Source organism: Belnapia rosea (genome assembly GCF_900101615.1).
Lineage (GTDB): Bacteria > Pseudomonadota > Alphaproteobacteria > Acetobacterales > Acetobacteraceae > Belnapia > Belnapia rosea.
In genome coordinates this window covers 187,134-201,045 of the sequence record NZ_FMZX01000005.1, presented here as the reverse complement: position 1 = coordinate 201,045, position 13,912 = coordinate 187,134, and the positions used below count along the sequence as shown (strand labels likewise).

Sequence of the window (13,912 nt, the reverse complement as noted above, 5' to 3'; positions counted from 1 at the left end):
GTCCGTCGAGAGCAATCTGTGATACCGCTAATTCCAGCTTATATAGCCTTGTGACAGCTTTTTGAAATCTCCGCTATCAACACAGCTCGCGCTAGCTTCGATGTTTGCGATCAAATAATCTAAGCACTCGATAATGCGGGCGTTTATTACGTTCTTTCTTATAAAGCCGAGGGCCGCTTTAGCATGTTTCCGGCAAAGGGAATTGGTTAACTTGTTTTTTAATTCAAAGTGCGCCAGCGAAGCCATGGCATAGGGAGCGTATTTATCGCCGGCAACACTAAGAATCGCCTCATAGTATTTTCGGCCACCCGGAGAGACGCCTTCGTAGTAAGATACACCTCGTCCAATCCTGCACATGAGAACGACTTTGAACAGACGCATGCCAAGGTTTTCAAAAATCGAATTTTGATCGGGTACATATGAGTAAAGCTGAGCAGCAACGGGTGCCTCGTGATGAAAATTATCCCAGCCGTTATGCTTATCGAGTAACTCCGTTATGAGTTCGTCAACTATAATGACCCGCTCTGAAGGCGATCGGAATGAATTTCCATCCACAACTTCGAAAAACTGCCGTCCTAAGGCGTGTTTGTCTCTATAAAGATTTATATTGTAACCTTCCAGGACTACACCGAGCTTGAATTTTGCATCATCCTGGCAGGAATTCCATAAGGCGGGAGCGATTAACGATATGTTTTTCCGGACAACCGGGTCTGTTTCTATAGCAACGTAAATTCCGAAAACCGTCCGTAACAAGCTACCACAGAGATGGCTCGGTAGCTCAGAAATTCTCTTTTCTACTGCTGCACGCGTTGCGGCGTCCAAGGTGTCAGTGGTTGTTTTTAAATTTTTAATAAACGCCTGAACCTGAAGCGCTGCTTCAGTTGGGTTGTCATTTAGAACGTCATTCACGCAGTTTTGCAGGTAGCCAAGCAGTTCATAAGCATTTATTGTGTAGTCGTTTGGATGCGAAATACCAGTGTCATTTCGCATATCTAGAATGTGTTTGAGCTTTTTATAAGTGGTGTCAGAAATCAGTTCCAGCTTCCGACTTGTATCCAGCAGGACAGAGTCCTTTAAGGAAGATAAATCTTCCTCGTTATTGTAGTATTCTCTCGCTTTGCTTCCGCCAACAGCGGCATCAAAGAATATGTCCAATCCATAAAGCACCGCCTTTCGCCTGAGATTTATTACTACCTCATTCCATACGGCATTTAACGAATAGTCAAAAAGTCCGATACCGGCCCCAATTACAAATTTCGATAGGTACGTTGCGTTCTTTTTCACCTCGTCGGGGATGGAGGCAATGAGGGTTTGTATATTGTCTCCAATAATTGCCCGTTGTTGAGCGTTGGCGATAATATTCTCTGAGGGAAGCCCCATTTCTTGAAGGAATCCAACAAGGAGCTGCGCTTGTGGATCAATAAGATCATTTGATTTTTTTACGACTATGCCTGACATTTAGACCTTCCTGCAGCCTTCTTGGATCCTTAACCCTATGGGATTTCTACCGCTGCTTCAAGAGCGTCAGCTGAACGTGCTAAAACTGGTTAGCAGTTAATAGGGATGACTGAATTGATACAGCAGTGTACCGCCCATGTAACTAGTAGGCGGTTACAAGGGAGTGCAACTCCATGATCGATGGGGTCCAGGGGAGAGCGAAGTCTCCGCCTGGTCGTGGTCCAGCGGCGAAGCGTTGGCGGCATCCAAACCGCGCAGGGTTGGCCATGGGGTGTCGGGGAGCATGGAGGCTCCCTGATTGGTGGTGCAGCGGCCAGACGTTGCATGGCGCAGATCCGGCCAAAGGCCGGTGAATGCGCCATAGGCTGGGGGGATCCAACGGGGGCGGGCACCGCCCCCTTGGCAAGATTGCGGTACTACACCGCACATCTTGCACTTCCTGCTATGGCTCAAGAACCACGATGGCTTGCTCGGTGGCCGGTACCTCCTTGTGACGGCGTGTCTGCATCTTTGGGCCTTGTGGCGGGACGGTCGATGGGCTGCTCTGCCACGTGCTGGACCCTTACATGACGAGCCACTGACCAATCGGGATTCACAGGCATGGAAGAGTTTAAGACGGACAGGCTTGTCGGACGAACTCTTGGCCCTGACGATCAGGGATGGCAACAGCCTGTTACCGATGGGCGCAACCCCGTCGACGCGGCATTAGACTGGCTGATGCAGGGTGGGGTTATCTCGCCTCATTTGATGTTCCCATTGGCGCTCGCATCCTTAGCAGGTCTCACCATGAATGAGATGGATGTGCTGATTGCGAAGGCAAAAGCTGAAGATCCAGAAAACTGGCTGGACCGCTTGCGAACGCATTGGCCGCCCAGCCCCGCGCCGCAAACGGATTAAACCCAACGATGGGATCAATCCGATCCCTGGTCTTCAAAGCGTCGCTGCCGGATTTCCCGTAGCGCCGTGCGTGTTGCCTCATCCTTAAAGGCGGGAGCGTTTCGCTCCAGCCATAGGAGCCGCTGGCTTACTTGCTGCCGCGTTAGTTTTCCAATTTCTGATGTGACTTGTGGCTTAGAACCAACTGGACCCGATAGGCGGATATGCGCCAAGAGGTGCGAGTACATCATTCTGTTAATCGTGTCCGAAGGCCGCCCCTCGGTTAGGATGCTGTATTCGAAGCGCCACCGGCTTTCGCACCAATTATAATCAACCTCTTCCAGCTCTGTTTCCTTCATGCGGCGCTTACGCTTCACTCGCTCCAGATGGAATGCGATCAGGCGCAGCTCGTAGCCTTCGCCGTCTTCACCCATGTCGGTGCCGTCGTTCGGATCGCCCCCTTTGTAGATATCCGTGAAGAGGCCGATCTCGGTGAAGAACACCCGAAGCTTGCTGTAGAGGGCGTCTATGCTGTTGGCGCTGAGCGCGATTTGCTTGGCGGCTTCGCCTGCTGCTTGGTCTTGCGCGAAGCTCCAGAGAACGCGCTTGAACTGGTATTCGCTGACCTTGGCGGATCGATAGAAGCGGTTGCTGGCTTTGCCCGTTTTCGACTTGCCTGCTTGCGCCATGCCGGGAAGACCGTTCTTGATCAATAGGTTGAAGCGCACCTAGCCCAAGCTGCCGCGCGTTTGCTTGGGTAAACCCCGCGCAGCGGCGTCGCGCCGCCAGGCGCGATCCCCTACATTCTGACTCAGCAAGATCAGACCCGGAAAGCTGAAAGCACAACAACACAGAGGACATGAAAAGGAATTTATTCCTTGTACGTTCACGTAATGTTCTATAAACTGGATAACGTTATTTAACCCGTTACCCAAAGGAGGCGCGGTGTGGAACAGGATCATCAAGCCCGCCCTGGCGGGGACCATACGACGAGCACCGGAGGCCATGCGTTGGCTTCGGTCCCGCTAACGTTCGAGGCAGAGCGGTATCGCTCCCATGTGGCGGCACTAGGCTTAAGCGAGGACCGCGAGAACGAAATGCTGGCTGCCGTCTGGCAGATCATGCGCAGCTTCGTCGACCTGGCGTTCGGCGACGATGCTGCTCAGCTCGCCCGGAATTCTGGGGATAGTCGTGCCGTGGCGCGTGAAGCGAACGGCTCTCGTGCAGTAGGCTTGGCTGACACACCACAACCAGACAACCGCGCCGGTCTCGTGCGCGTATTCCGCCAATCTGGCGGAGGCGAGTGAAAGGAGCGCTGCCGAAACTATGAAAGAAGCGAATGCACCCAGGGCCGTAATCTACTGCCGCGTGTCGAGCAAAAAGCAGGTTCGGCAGGGCGACGGTTTGCGCAGCCAGGAAACCAGGTGCCGCGAGTACGCTGACTTTCATGGCTATCAAGTTGTACATGCCTTCTACGATGACATCTCGGGCGGCGTGGTCTCGCGAAAGGGGATGACCGCGCTTTTGCATTTCCTGAAGCAGAACCGCAGGCAAGGGATCGTCGTCATCATCGACGGTCTGGATCGCTTCGCACGTGACATTTGTAGCCACTGGGGCCTGCGCAAATTGCTGACCGAGGCCGGTGGGAAGCTGGAAAGCCCGTCCTTCGAGTTCGGTGAGGATGCGGACAGCGTTCTCCGCGAAAACGTAATGGCGTCGGTTGCTCAGCATCAGCGGCAGAAGAACGCGGAGCAGACGAGGAACCGGATGCGCGCCCGCGCCATGAATGGCTATTGGGTGACGCGCGCGCCGATTGGCTACGAGTTTGAGCGGGTTGCCGGTCACGGCAAGCTGCTGGTGCGGAAGGAGCCTCTGGCGTCCATCGTGGCCGAAGCCCTGGAAGGCTATGCCTCGGGTCGGTTCGAGACGACAACCGAAGTGAAGCGCTTCCTCGAAGCCCAGCCCGCCTATCCGCGCAACAGCAACAACGAGGTCCATATCGAGCGCGTCGTCGAAATGTTCGAGCGCCCGGTCTATGCGGGCCACATCACCTACGAGGACTGGGGCCTGCGGTTGGTACGCGGCAAGCATGAGGGGCTGGTGAGCCTGGACACCTGGCAGAAGGTCCAGGAGCGCCGCAATGGGGGCGTTCCCAAGGTGCCAGCCCGCCAGGATCTGAGTGAAGATTTCCCGCTGCGGGGGTTCGTCACCTGCGGCCATTGCGGAGAGCCTCTGACGGCCTGCTGGTCGAAGGGGCGCAGCGCCCGCTATCCGTACTACCTCTGCGACACGCGAGGCTGTGAGGCTACGCGGAAGTCGATCCGCAGGGACGTGATCGAAGGCGAGTTCGAGACGCTGCTCCAAAGTCTCAGGCCGTCCGAAGGACTGTTCAACTTGGCGTTTCACATGTTCCGCGATCTTTGGGACGCGAAGCTTGTGAGCGCGCGGACGCAGGGCGCGGCGCTGAAGAAGGAACTTCAGGACGTCGAGCGCAAGGTCGGGCAGTTGCTTGACCGGATCGTTGACGCAACCAGCGATTCTGTCGTCGCGGCGTATGAGAAGCGGATTAAGGAGCTGGAGACGCAGAAGGCGCTGATGCGGGAGCGCGTCGAGAATTGCGGCAGGCCGCTCAAGAGCTTTGGCGAAACTTATCGAACCGCTTTCGACTTCCTCGCAAACCCTTGTAAACTTTGGCATTCGGATCGAATCGAGGACCGCCGCGCGGTGCTCAAACTGGTCTTCGCCGACCACCTGCCATACGTGCGTGGGGAGGGTTATCGAACCCCCAAAATTTCCATGCCGTTCAAGCTGATAGGAGCCGCAAACATGGGTGAAAAGGGGATGGTGCCCAGGGGCGGAATCGAACCACCGACACTGCGATTTTCAGTCGCATGCTCTACCAACTGAGCTACCTGGGCCCAAGCGGCCCCGTGGCGGAGGCTGCTGCAGAGGCCGCGGGATGTAGCCGAAGCCTGGGCGCCTGTCCACCCGTTCAGCGGCCCTCCGCGTCATCTTCTGGCTGTTCCGCCTCCTCGCCCGGGATGGCGTAATCCCCCGCCAGCCAGCGGCCGAGATCGACCTGCCGGCAGCGGGCCGAGCAGAAGGGGCGGTAGCGGGCCGGTGGCTCCACCGGCTTGCCGCAGACGGCGCAGCGCCGCAGCAGGGCCTTGGCCTCATCCGCCATGGGAAGCATCCTCGATCGTCCATTGGGCCCAGGAACGCGTGGGGTCCGGGCGAAGCTGCAGGGGTTGGCCGGCGGCCTCCGCCGCCTCGGCCAGCGCGCCGGGCAGGGCCTCGAGGGCTGCCAGCAGGGCGGGTGCCGCCCGCAGCGCCAGCCGCCGCCCGGGGCGCGCGGCGGCCTCGCGCACCGCCTGGCGCAGCGCGGCGAGGCCGGGCGTGAGCGGCCCGGCCAGCACCTCATGCAGCGGCGGGTGGATGCGCTGGCGCAGGATCTCGAACAGGCCAAGCGGCCCGAGGCCGAGCAGCCGTGCCAGCCGGTCCGGCGCCAGCGCCTGGGCAAGCGGCTCCGCCAGGGTGGCGCGGCGCTTCTGGGTCATCCCGGCCAGGTCGAGCAGGATGGGCCCGGCGAGCTGGCGCAGGCGGATCTGCCGGGCAGCCTCGGCCACGGCAGCCTCGTTCACGCGGCGCTGCGCCTCCGGGTCCCGCGTGCCGGCGGCGCTGCCGGCATCGACATCGAGGGCGACAAGCGCCGGTGTTGGATGGATGAGGATGCGGCCGCCCCCCGGCAACGACACCTCGGGGCCCGCCACCAGGTCGAATTCCGCCTCCAGCGCCTCGTCGAAGACAGGGCGCGGGCTGTAGGTCACCCGTGCGGCGCCGAGCGCGGCCCGCAGCCGGGCGGCAAGCCCGGCGCCATCCGTCACCACCTCGGCGCCCTGATGGGCGCGGCCGAGGCGCAGCGTGGCCTCCGGGCCACGGGTGAGCAGTGTGGGCGTATTGCCGGGCGGCGCTGCGGCGGCACGGGCCTGCTCGGCCTGCGTCAGGCGGGCGGAGACGCGGGCACCCTTGCCGCCCTGCGGGGCGCGGGTGACGCGAACGGGCAGCACCAGCCCCTCCTGCACCGATTGGGCGATGGGCTGGCGCACCGGTCCGGCCTCGGATTCGGGCAGGAAGCCGGTTTCGCCCCCGGCCAGAGCCAGGAAGGCGCCGGCCATGGCGGGGGCGAGGGCGGTGACGCGGGCGCGGTGCAGGTCGCCGACGCCGTCCGGGCGGGCCGGGCGCTCCACCCAGACCTCCTCCAGCCGCTCGCCGCGCAGCAGCGCCACCCGGACCTCGCCGGGTGAGACGCTTGCCAGGATTCTCAAGGCTTCAGCCAGCCAATGCCCCGCAGCAATTGCGCCGTCTCGAACAGGGGCAGGCCCACGACATTGGAATGGGAGCCGGCGAGAAAGCGGACGAAGACCTCTGCCCGGCCCTGGATGGCATAGCCCCCGGCCTTGCCGCGCCATTCCTCGCCGGCGACGTAATCCTCGATCTGCGCCTCGGTCAGCCGCTGGAAGGCGAGGATGGTATCGACCAGCCGGCTGCGCAGCCTGCCATCCGGCATGCGGAGGGCGACGCCGGTATAGACATGGTGCCGCCGGCCCGAGAGCAGGGTGAGGAAGCGCCGTGCCTCGGCCGCATCCGCCGGCTTGCCGAGGATGCGGCGGCCAAGGCCGACCACCGTATCGGCGGCCAGCACCAGCGCCTCCGGCGCGGCGGCGGCGGCGGCCTCGGCCTTGGCGGCAGCCAGGCGGGCGGCGAGCTCGCGCGGCAGCTCGGCCTTGCGGGGCGTCTCGTCGGTTTCGGTGGGCAGCACGCGATCCGGGGCGATGCCGATCCGCGCCAGCAGGTCGAGCCGCCGCGGGCTGGCCGAGGCCAGCACCAGGGGCGGTTTGTCGGTGCTCAAAGCCGCTACTTGAAGCGGAAGGTGATGCGGCCCTTGGTCAGGTCATAGGGCGTCATCTCGACATTCACCCTGTCCCCGGCGAGGACACGGATGCGGTTCTTGCGCATCTTCCCGCTGGTATGGGCCAGCACCATGTGCTCGTTATCGAGTTTCACGCGAAACATCGCATTGGGCAGCAACTCCTGTACGGTGCCGCTGAATTCGATCATGTCCTCTTTTGACATCAGGAACCTTCATGCTGAACGGCGTGCCGAGCCCACGCCATGTCCGGGTCGGACGGCGTCAGGCCCTGGGGCACGCACTCGGGGGGTTGACTTCGCCCCGGCAAGATGATGGCCGGGGGATGCGGGGTCAAGGCGCGGCGGGCAGGCGAAGGGCCACACTGCGCCCATGCGCCTGCAACCCTTCCGCCTCCGCCAGCGCCACGGCGGCGGGGCCGATGGCGGCGAGGCCCGCCTCGCTCGCCTCGACCCAGGTGGTACGCTTGAGAAAATCGAAAACCGACAGGCCGGAGGCGAAGCGCGCGGTCCGTCCGGTCGGCAGCACATGGTTGGGGCCCGCGACGTAATCGCCGAGTGCTTCCGGGCACCAGCGGCCGAGGAAGGCGGCGCCGGCATGGCGGATGCCGGCGAACCAGCCGCGCGGATCGGGCAGCATCACCTGCAGGTGCTCCGGGGCGAGGCGATTGGTGAGGGCCTGCGCCTCGGCCCAGTCCCGCACCAGGATGGTGGCGCCGTGGCGCCGCCAGCTCTCCCCGGCGATGGCACCGCGCGGCAGCGTCGCCAGCTCCGCCTCCACCGCGGCGGCAACGGCGGCGGCGAAGCCGGCATCGTCGGTGATGAGGATGGCCTGGGCGCTCTCGTCATGCTCGGCCTGGGCCAGCAGGTCGACGGCGACGAGGCGCGGGTCGTTCGAGGCATCGGCCACCACCACCACCTCGGAGGGGCCGGCTATGGAATCGATTCCGACCCGGCCGAAGACCTGGCGCTTGGCGGCGGCCACATAGGCATTGCCGGGGCCGACGATGCGGTCGACCGGGGCGATGGAGGCGGTGCCATGCGCCAGCGCCGCCACGGCCTGGGCGCCGCCGACCCGGTAGATCTCGGTCACGCCCGCCCGTTGCGCCGCCGCCAGCACCAGCGGGTTGAGCTGCCCGCCGGGCGAGGGCACCACCATGGCGATGCGCGCGACGCCGGCGACGCGCGCCGGGAGTGCATTCATCAGCACGGAGGACGGGTAGGCCGCCTTGCCGCCCGGGACATAGAGGCCGACGGCATCGAGCGGCGTCCAGCGCATGCCGAGGGTGAGGCCGGCCGGGTCCGGCAGCTCCAGGTCGGCCGGCCGCTGGGCGGCGTGGAAGCGCTCGATGCGGGCCGCGGCGAGGTCGAGGGCGGCGAGCAGCCCGGCCGGGATGCCGGCGGTGGCCGCCTCGATCTCCGCCGCGGTGACGCGGAGGGCGGCGGTCTGCAGCGGGGCCCAGCCGTCGAAGCGGGAGGTCAGCGCCAGCAGGGCTTCATCGCCCCGGGCCCGGACCTCGGCGATGATGGCGGCGACCGCGTCATCCACCTGCGCCGTCGTCTCGCGCGCCATGTCGAGCAGGGTGGCGAAGCCGGCCTCGAAGCCGGGCTCGCTCGTGTCCAGCCGCATCATGGCGCGAGCGCCGCCCGGAAGCGCGCGATCCAGGCGCCGATCCGCTCCGGCATGGTCTTCAGCGCGGTGCGGTTGACGATGAGGCGGGAGGTGACATGGGCGATCACCTCCGTCTCGATCAGCCCGTTCGCCTTCAGCGTGCTGCCGGTCTGCACCAGGTCGACGATGACGCGGGCGAGGCCGAGCGAGGGGGCCAGCTCCATGGCGCCGTTGAGATGGACCACCTCGGCCTGCACCCCGCGCGCGGCGTAGTGGCGCTGCGCGACGTTGGGATACTTGCTGGCGACGGCGAGGCGGGACCAGCGGCTCGGGTCGTCCTGCCCGGCGGTCGCGGCGGGCTCGGCCACGCTGATGCGGCACCTGCCGATGCCGAGATCGAGCGGGGCGTAGATCTCCGGGTAGTCGAATTCCATCAGCACATCGGCGCCGCAGATGCCGATCTGGGCGGCGCCATGGGCGACGAAGGTGGCGACGTCGAAGGGACGGACCCGCACCACGTCGAGGCTTGGGTCGCTCGTCTCGAAGCGCAGCCGGCGGCTGTCCTCGTCGGTGTAGTCGGGCGCGGGGTGGATGCCGGCGCGCGCCAGCACCGGCCCGAGTTCCGACAGGATGCGGCCCTTAGGCAGGGCGAGGATGATGGGGCCGGTGCCGGCGGCCTCGGCGGCGTCTGGGTTTGAGATCGGCAGGTCCATGCGGTCAGCCCGGAATCCGTTCGATATCGGCCCCGACGGCGGCGAGCTTCTGCTCCACCCGCTCATAGCCACGGTCGAGGTGATAGACGCGGTTGACGATGGTCTCGCCCTCGGCGGCGAGGCCGGCGAGGATGAGGGAGACGGAGGCCCGCAGGTCGGTCGCCATCACCGGCGCGCCCGAGAGGCGCGGTACGCCGCGGACGATGGCCGAGGCGCCATGGGCGTTGATCCGCGCGCCCATGCGGTTCAGCTCCGGCACATGCATGAAGCGGTTCTCGAAGATCGTCTCGGTGATCATCGAGGCGCCCTCGGCGACCGCCATCAGCGCCATGAACTGCGCCTGCATGTCGGTGGCGAAGCCGGGGAAGGGCTCCGTCATCACATCGACGCCGTGCAGCCCGTTGAGGCGGGAGATGCGAAGGTCGTCGCCCTCGGCCGCGACCTCCACCCCCGCCTCGCGCAGCGTGCGGGCCACGGCGCCGAGATGTTCGGCCCGCGCGCCCTGCAGCAGGACCGAACCACCGGTGATGGCGGCGGCGCAGGCATAGGTGCCGGCCTCGATCCGGTCGGGGACGATGTCATGCGTCGCCGCGGCGAGATGGGTGGCGCCGGTGACATGCAGCCGGTCGGTGCCGATGCCCTCGATCCTGGCGCCCATGGCGACGAGGCAGCGGGCGAGATCCTCGATCTCCGGCTCGCGGGCGGCATTGACCAGCTCCGTCTCGCCCTCGGCGAGGCAGGCGGCCATCAGCAGGTTCTCGGTGGCGCCGACCGAGACGACGGGGAAGATGATGCGGGCGCCCTTGAGCCCGTTCGGTGCCTCGGCCCCGATATAGCCGGCATCGAGGGTGATGGTGGCGCCCATCGCCTCCAGCCCCTTCAGGTGCAGGTCGACGGGGCGGGTGCCGATGGAGCAGCCGCCTGGCAGCGAGACGCGCGCGCGGCCGTGGCGCGCGACCAGCGGGCCGAGCACCAGGACCGAGGCGCGCATCTTCCGCACCAGGTCATAGGGCGCCTCGAGATGGCTCGCTTCGCCGGCGAGGGTGAGGGTCCGTGCCTCCCTGTCGTGCTCCACCGTGAGGCCGTGCTGGATCAGCAGGGCACGCATGGTGGCGATATCGGCGAGGTCCGGCGCGTTGCGCAGCACGAGCGGCCCGTCGGAGAGCAGGGCGGCGGCCATCAGCGGCAGCGTCGCGTTCTTGGCGCCACTGACCGGGATGCTGCCCTCGAGCGGCCGGCCGCCGCGGATGCGGATGCGGTCCATATTCCCGCCTGTCCTTACAGTTTCGGCAGCGCGACGCCGCGCTGGTGCATGTATTTGCCGGCCCGGTCCTTGTAGCTCACCTCGGGTGCCGAGGCGCCCTGGAGGAACAGGAACTGGCAGATGCCCTCATTGGCATAGATGCGTGCCGGCAGGGGCGTGGTGTTGCTGATCTCGATCGTCACCTGGCCCTCCCATTCCGGCTCGAGCGGGGTGACGTTCACGATCAGCCCGCAGCGGGCATAGGTGGACTTGCCGAGGCAGATCACCAGCACGTCGCGCGGGATGCGGAAATACTCGACCGTATGCGCGAGGACGAAGGAATTCGGTGGGACGATGCAGGTCTCGCCGCGGCGGGTGACGAAGCCTTCCTCGGAGAAATGCTTCGGGTCCACCAGGGCGTTGTCCACATTGGTGAAGACCTTGAACTCGTCCGCCACCCTGGCGTCATAGCCATAGGAGGACAGGCCGAAGGAGATGGTCCCCTCCCGCCGCTGGCTTTCGACGAAAGGCTCGATCATGCCGTGCTCCGCCGCCATACGGCGGATCCAGTGGTCGGGCATGATGGACATGGCGGGCGGCCTTTGCGTGACGGGCTGGCTATGCCCCTGAGGGGCCCCGGTATGGGCGGCCCCCTTACTCCAGCGCCACGGCATCGGCAACCACGACGGTGGGTCAGCCCTTCTTCGCCGGCTCCGGCGAAGGCTTCGCCTCATCCTCGCGGCCGCGGGCCTGGGCCTTGCGGCGGCGGAGATTGGCGCGGAGGGCAGCCGCCAGCCGGGCCTCGCGTTCCGCCCGGGCGCGGTCGGCGGGCTTCGGCGGAGGGTCGGGCGGAGTATCGGCCATGGCGGGCGGAGGGTGTCCGCCGCCCGCGATGCCGTCAACCGGCCAGGCGCCCGCCTTGGGCAACCGTCAGGCGGACATCGAGGCTGCCATCGGCGGTGACAGCATGGCCTCGCGGCTGCCGGTGGCCCGCTGGCTTACCGTCCTGCCATGCGGCGTGGCAGAGTGGCGGGCCGGCATGTGCGCATCCCCCCTTCTCGCCCCGCTGCGGCCGGGCGCCCTCGCTGCCCTTGGCGCCCCGGCCATTGCCATGGGCGCCACCTTCCTGGCCTTCGGCGCCGCGGTGGCGGCGGCGGGCCGTGGCCTCGGCTGGGCGCTCGGCGCCTCGCTGCTGGTCTATGGCATGGCGGGGCAGCTGGTGCTGCTGCAGGTGGGGGGCGTGGTGCCGGCGGCGCTGGGGGCGACCATCGCCAATGCCCGCTTCCTGCCGATGGCCCTTGCCCTGGCGCCCTGGCTCGGCAGCGGGGGGCGGCGCTGGCTGGCGCTGCCCTTCATCGCCATCACCCCCTGGGCCGCGGCCATGCGGGTCCTGCCGGGCCTGCCGGCCCCGACGCGGCTGCCCTGGTTCCTTGGCTTCGCCCTTGTCTCCTGGCTAATGGCGGGGCTGGCGACCGCGGCCGGGCATGCGGCGGCACCCCTGCTGAGCCCCCTGCTGCTGGCGGCACTGCTCTTCACCAACCCGCTTTACTTCGCCCTGCTGCTGGCGGCCGAGTTGCGCCGGCCGGCGCAGCGCCGGGCGATCCTGGCCGGGGTGCTGCTGGCGCCCGTGGCGCTGTGGTTGCCGCCAGCCTGGGGCCTGCTCGGCGCCGGGCTGCTGGGCGGGACGCTGGCCTTCCTGCTCGGGCTGCGCCGTGGCGGAGGCTGACCTCGCCCTGGCGCTGGCCGCGGCCGCGATGCTGTTGCTGCGCGCCATCGGGCTGCTGGTGGCGGGCGCCCTGCGCCCGGATCATCCGCTGGTCGCCTGGGCGGCCGCGGTCTCGCAGGCCACGCTGGCGGCCTTCGTCGCCCTGGCCGTCGCGGTGCCGGGTGGCGCGGTGGCTGGGTTGCCCTGGCCGGCACGGCTGGCCGGGTTGGCTGTGGGGTTGCTGGCCTGGCGGCTACTTGGAGAGCGGCTGCTGCCTGCCCTCGGGGCCGGAATCGCGGCGCTGCTGCTGGTGCGGTGGGTGCTACAATAGCCCGAGCGAGCGGAGCTCGGCACGCAGGCGCTCCGGCATGGCCTCAGCACCCTCACCCTCGGCGCTGGCCAGGGCATCTGGCGGGGCGGCCTCGGGCGCCAGGTAGCGCCAGCCCTGGAAAGGCTTCACCGGCCGGGCCGCGACGGGAACCAGCTCGGGGTCCAGCACCAGGCCGGCGCAGCGGGTCCCGTCGTCCCACTCCTCCTCGATGATGTCGATGATGCGCTGGCGCACCTGCACGAAGCCGGCGACCACCCAGAAGATGGAGCCACCGGTGAGGATCTCGGCGGCCCGCTTCGGCATCATCCGGGTCTGGTGGCGGAGCGGCGGCTCGGCCACCGCCCGTCGTGCCTGGATGGCGCGGAGCTGGCCCACATCCTTGGGCCCGACCGACAGCTTGATGAGATGCAGCACGCCCCGGATGTACCGCGCAGGCGGCGCGCTGCAATCCCCCGTTATCGTCCCGTATCGAGCGCCGCGGTGCGGGCCGGGGCGGAGGCCTGGCGGAGCTGGGGGTCGACGCAGCCAGGGGCGACGGGATGCCAGTCCATCGTCCGGCACTGGCGGCCGGCACGGCAGTAGCCGACCACCTGGCCATTGGTATTGACCAGCGTGCTGATCGAGCAGGCATGCCGGATCACCGTCGGGTGGACATGCAACTCCTCCCAGGTCAGGCTCGGGCCGGACATGGAGGCCTGCCGCATGGCGGCCTGATCGGCCTCGGCCTGCCGCTCGGCTTCGGACATCGCGCAGCCGGCCAGGACAAGTGCCGGCAGCAGGAGCAGGAGACGCATCCTTCCAATTCCTCACGCATCGATGGATGTAGCCGGACGGTCAGCAACCAACCGGCGCTGCATGCTGTAGAGGATCATGGATGCGTGGGTGCGGAACTATTCCGCGATGTGACGGGACCGTGCACAGGGCCGGGGCGGTGAGGATGGCCTCCGCCGCCGACGACCATGGGCACGGCCCTGGTCAGCCATGCCTTCGGAGCGGGGGCGGCATCCTTCAGCCAGTGCCGCAGACCGGCACCGATAGGCGCCAGGCC

Annotated in this window: 16 protein-coding genes, 1 tRNA gene and 1 pseudogene; 4 read left to right on the top strand and 14 right to left on the bottom strand. The window is 66.1% G+C overall.

Translation table 11 applies throughout. The features are described 5' to 3' along the window. Positions 1-27: 27 nt before the first annotated feature. On the bottom strand, positions 28-1,458 hold the full coding sequence (locus BLR02_RS12655) for a hypothetical protein (RefSeq protein ID WP_090663500.1): 1,431 nt from the start codon (positions 1,456-1,458) through the stop codon (positions 28-30). A gap of 600 nt (positions 1,459-2,058) precedes the next feature. Here BLR02_RS12655 and BLR02_RS28605 point away from each other — a divergent pair. Then, positions 2,059-2,355, top strand: a complete 297-nt coding sequence (locus BLR02_RS28605; protein ID WP_143018120.1) for a hypothetical protein — start codon at positions 2,059-2,061, stop codon at positions 2,353-2,355. Positions 2,356-2,369: 14 nt separating this feature from the next. On the opposite strand, the gene BLR02_RS28600 is transcribed toward BLR02_RS28605, so the two are convergent. Then, positions 2,370-3,062: a hypothetical protein gene (locus tag BLR02_RS28600; RefSeq protein ID WP_143018119.1), complete on the bottom strand. Its 693-nt coding sequence runs from the start codon at positions 3,060-3,062 to the stop codon at positions 2,370-2,372. A 598-nt stretch (positions 3,063-3,660) separates the two neighbouring features. Between BLR02_RS28600 and BLR02_RS31070 the strand changes: the two are divergent. After that, a pseudogene (locus BLR02_RS31070) lies at positions 3,661-4,632 on the top strand (recombinase family protein); the annotation flags it as partial. Positions 4,633-5,176: 544 nt separating this feature from the next. On the opposite strand, the gene BLR02_RS12645 reads toward BLR02_RS31070, so the two are convergent. The 10 genes from BLR02_RS12645 to BLR02_RS29480 form a co-directional block, all read right to left on the bottom strand. Further along, positions 5,177-5,252, bottom strand: a tRNA-Phe gene (locus BLR02_RS12645). 74 nt (positions 5,253-5,326) lie between these two features. Continuing rightward, entirely contained in the window at positions 5,327-5,518 is a 192-nt protein-coding gene (locus tag BLR02_RS12640) for a DNA gyrase inhibitor YacG (RefSeq protein WP_090663442.1), read from the bottom strand. Continuing rightward, positions 5,508-6,659 (bottom strand): ribonuclease E/G, encoded by a 1,152-nt coding sequence (locus tag BLR02_RS12635; protein WP_245704756.1) that lies wholly within the window; start codon positions 6,657-6,659, stop codon positions 5,508-5,510. Before BLR02_RS12635 ends, BLR02_RS12640 begins: the two co-directional genes overlap by 11 nt. Continuing rightward, the gene (locus tag BLR02_RS12630; protein WP_090663441.1) at positions 6,656-7,243 is read right to left on the bottom strand and encodes a Maf family protein; all 588 of its coding nucleotides are present in this window, start codon (positions 7,241-7,243) and stop codon (positions 6,656-6,658) included. Before BLR02_RS12630 ends, BLR02_RS12635 begins: the two co-directional genes overlap by 4 nt. Before the next feature lie 5 nt (positions 7,244-7,248). Beyond that, positions 7,249-7,467 carry a translation initiation factor IF-1 gene (gene infA / locus BLR02_RS12625; RefSeq protein WP_043336856.1) on the bottom strand — a complete coding sequence of 73 codons (219 nt, stop codon included), beginning with the start codon at positions 7,465-7,467 and terminating at the stop codon, positions 7,249-7,251. A 127-nt stretch (positions 7,468-7,594) separates the two neighbouring features. Then, positions 7,595-8,893: a histidinol dehydrogenase gene (hisD, locus tag BLR02_RS12620; RefSeq protein WP_090663440.1), complete on the bottom strand. Its 1,299-nt coding sequence runs from the start codon at positions 8,891-8,893 to the stop codon at positions 7,595-7,597. Beyond that, on the bottom strand, positions 8,890-9,585 hold the full coding sequence (hisG, locus tag BLR02_RS12615; protein WP_090663439.1) for an ATP phosphoribosyltransferase: 696 nt from the start codon (positions 9,583-9,585) through the stop codon (positions 8,890-8,892). The genes hisD and hisG overlap by 4 nt, the downstream gene beginning before the upstream one ends. A 4-nt stretch (positions 9,586-9,589) precedes the next feature. Further along, complete coding sequence (murA, locus tag BLR02_RS12610; protein WP_090563819.1) at positions 9,590-10,849, bottom strand: UDP-N-acetylglucosamine 1-carboxyvinyltransferase; 1,260 nt, start codon at positions 10,847-10,849, stop codon at positions 9,590-9,592. Between the two features lie 14 nt (positions 10,850-10,863). Further along, complete coding sequence (gene dcd / locus BLR02_RS12605) at positions 10,864-11,418, bottom strand: dCTP deaminase (RefSeq protein ID WP_090563821.1); 555 nt, start codon at positions 11,416-11,418, stop codon at positions 10,864-10,866. A 103-nt stretch (positions 11,419-11,521) separates the two neighbouring features. Then, positions 11,522-11,692, bottom strand: a complete 171-nt coding sequence (locus BLR02_RS29480) for a hypothetical protein (RefSeq protein ID WP_176849545.1) — start codon at positions 11,690-11,692, stop codon at positions 11,522-11,524. 55 nt (positions 11,693-11,747) lie between these two features. Between BLR02_RS29480 and BLR02_RS12600 the strand changes: the two genes are divergently transcribed. Together BLR02_RS12600 and BLR02_RS12595 are read left to right on the top strand one after the other, a co-directional pair. Further along, on the top strand, positions 11,748-12,554 hold the full coding sequence (locus BLR02_RS12600) for an AzlC family ABC transporter permease (RefSeq protein ID WP_176849544.1): 807 nt from the start codon (positions 11,748-11,750) through the stop codon (positions 12,552-12,554). Further along, a complete protein-coding gene (locus BLR02_RS12595; protein ID WP_090563825.1) occupies positions 12,541-12,864 on the top strand; it encodes a hypothetical protein in 324 nt (107 codons plus the stop codon). Before BLR02_RS12600 ends, BLR02_RS12595 begins: the two co-directional genes overlap by 14 nt. Here the strand turns inward: BLR02_RS12595 and BLR02_RS12590 are convergent. Next, entirely contained in the window at positions 12,856-13,278 is a 423-nt protein-coding gene (locus BLR02_RS12590; RefSeq protein WP_090563827.1) for a DUF1489 family protein, read from the bottom strand. The genes BLR02_RS12595 and BLR02_RS12590 overlap by 9 nt on opposite strands. A gap of 41 nt (positions 13,279-13,319) precedes the next feature. After that, complete coding sequence (locus BLR02_RS12585; RefSeq protein WP_090563830.1) at positions 13,320-13,658, bottom strand: hypothetical protein; 339 nt, start codon at positions 13,656-13,658, stop codon at positions 13,320-13,322. Positions 13,659-13,912: the final 254 nt, after the last annotated feature.

Bases quoted from the DNA above. Each gene is read 5' to 3' on its own strand.
- BLR02_RS12655 (WP_090663500.1), bottom strand. From the start codon at position 1,458: ATGTCAGGCATAGTCGTAAAAAAATCAAATGATCTTATTGATCCACAA.
- BLR02_RS28605 (WP_143018120.1), top strand. From the start codon at position 2,059: ATGGAAGAGTTTAAGACGGACAGGCTTGTCGGACGAACTCTTGGCCCT.
- BLR02_RS12640 (WP_090663442.1), bottom strand. From the start codon at position 5,518: ATGGCGGATGAGGCCAAGGCCCTGCTGCGGCGCTGCGCCGTCTGCGGC.
- infA (WP_043336856.1), bottom strand. From the start codon at position 7,467: ATGTCAAAAGAGGACATGATCGAATTCAGCGGCACCGTACAGGAGTTG.
- hisD (WP_090663440.1), bottom strand. From the start codon at position 8,893: ATGATGCGGCTGGACACGAGCGAGCCCGGCTTCGAGGCCGGCTTCGCC.
- hisG (WP_090663439.1), bottom strand. From the start codon at position 9,585: ATGGACCTGCCGATCTCAAACCCAGACGCCGCCGAGGCCGCCGGCACC.
- murA (WP_090563819.1), bottom strand. From the start codon at position 10,849: ATGGACCGCATCCGCATCCGCGGCGGCCGGCCGCTCGAGGGCAGCATC.
- dcd (WP_090563821.1), bottom strand. From the start codon at position 11,418: ATGTCCATCATGCCCGACCACTGGATCCGCCGTATGGCGGCGGAGCAC.
- BLR02_RS29480 (WP_176849545.1), bottom strand. From the start codon at position 11,692: ATGGCCGATACTCCGCCCGACCCTCCGCCGAAGCCCGCCGACCGCGCC.
- BLR02_RS12585 (WP_090563830.1), bottom strand. From the start codon at position 13,658: ATGCGTCTCCTGCTCCTGCTGCCGGCACTTGTCCTGGCCGGCTGCGCG.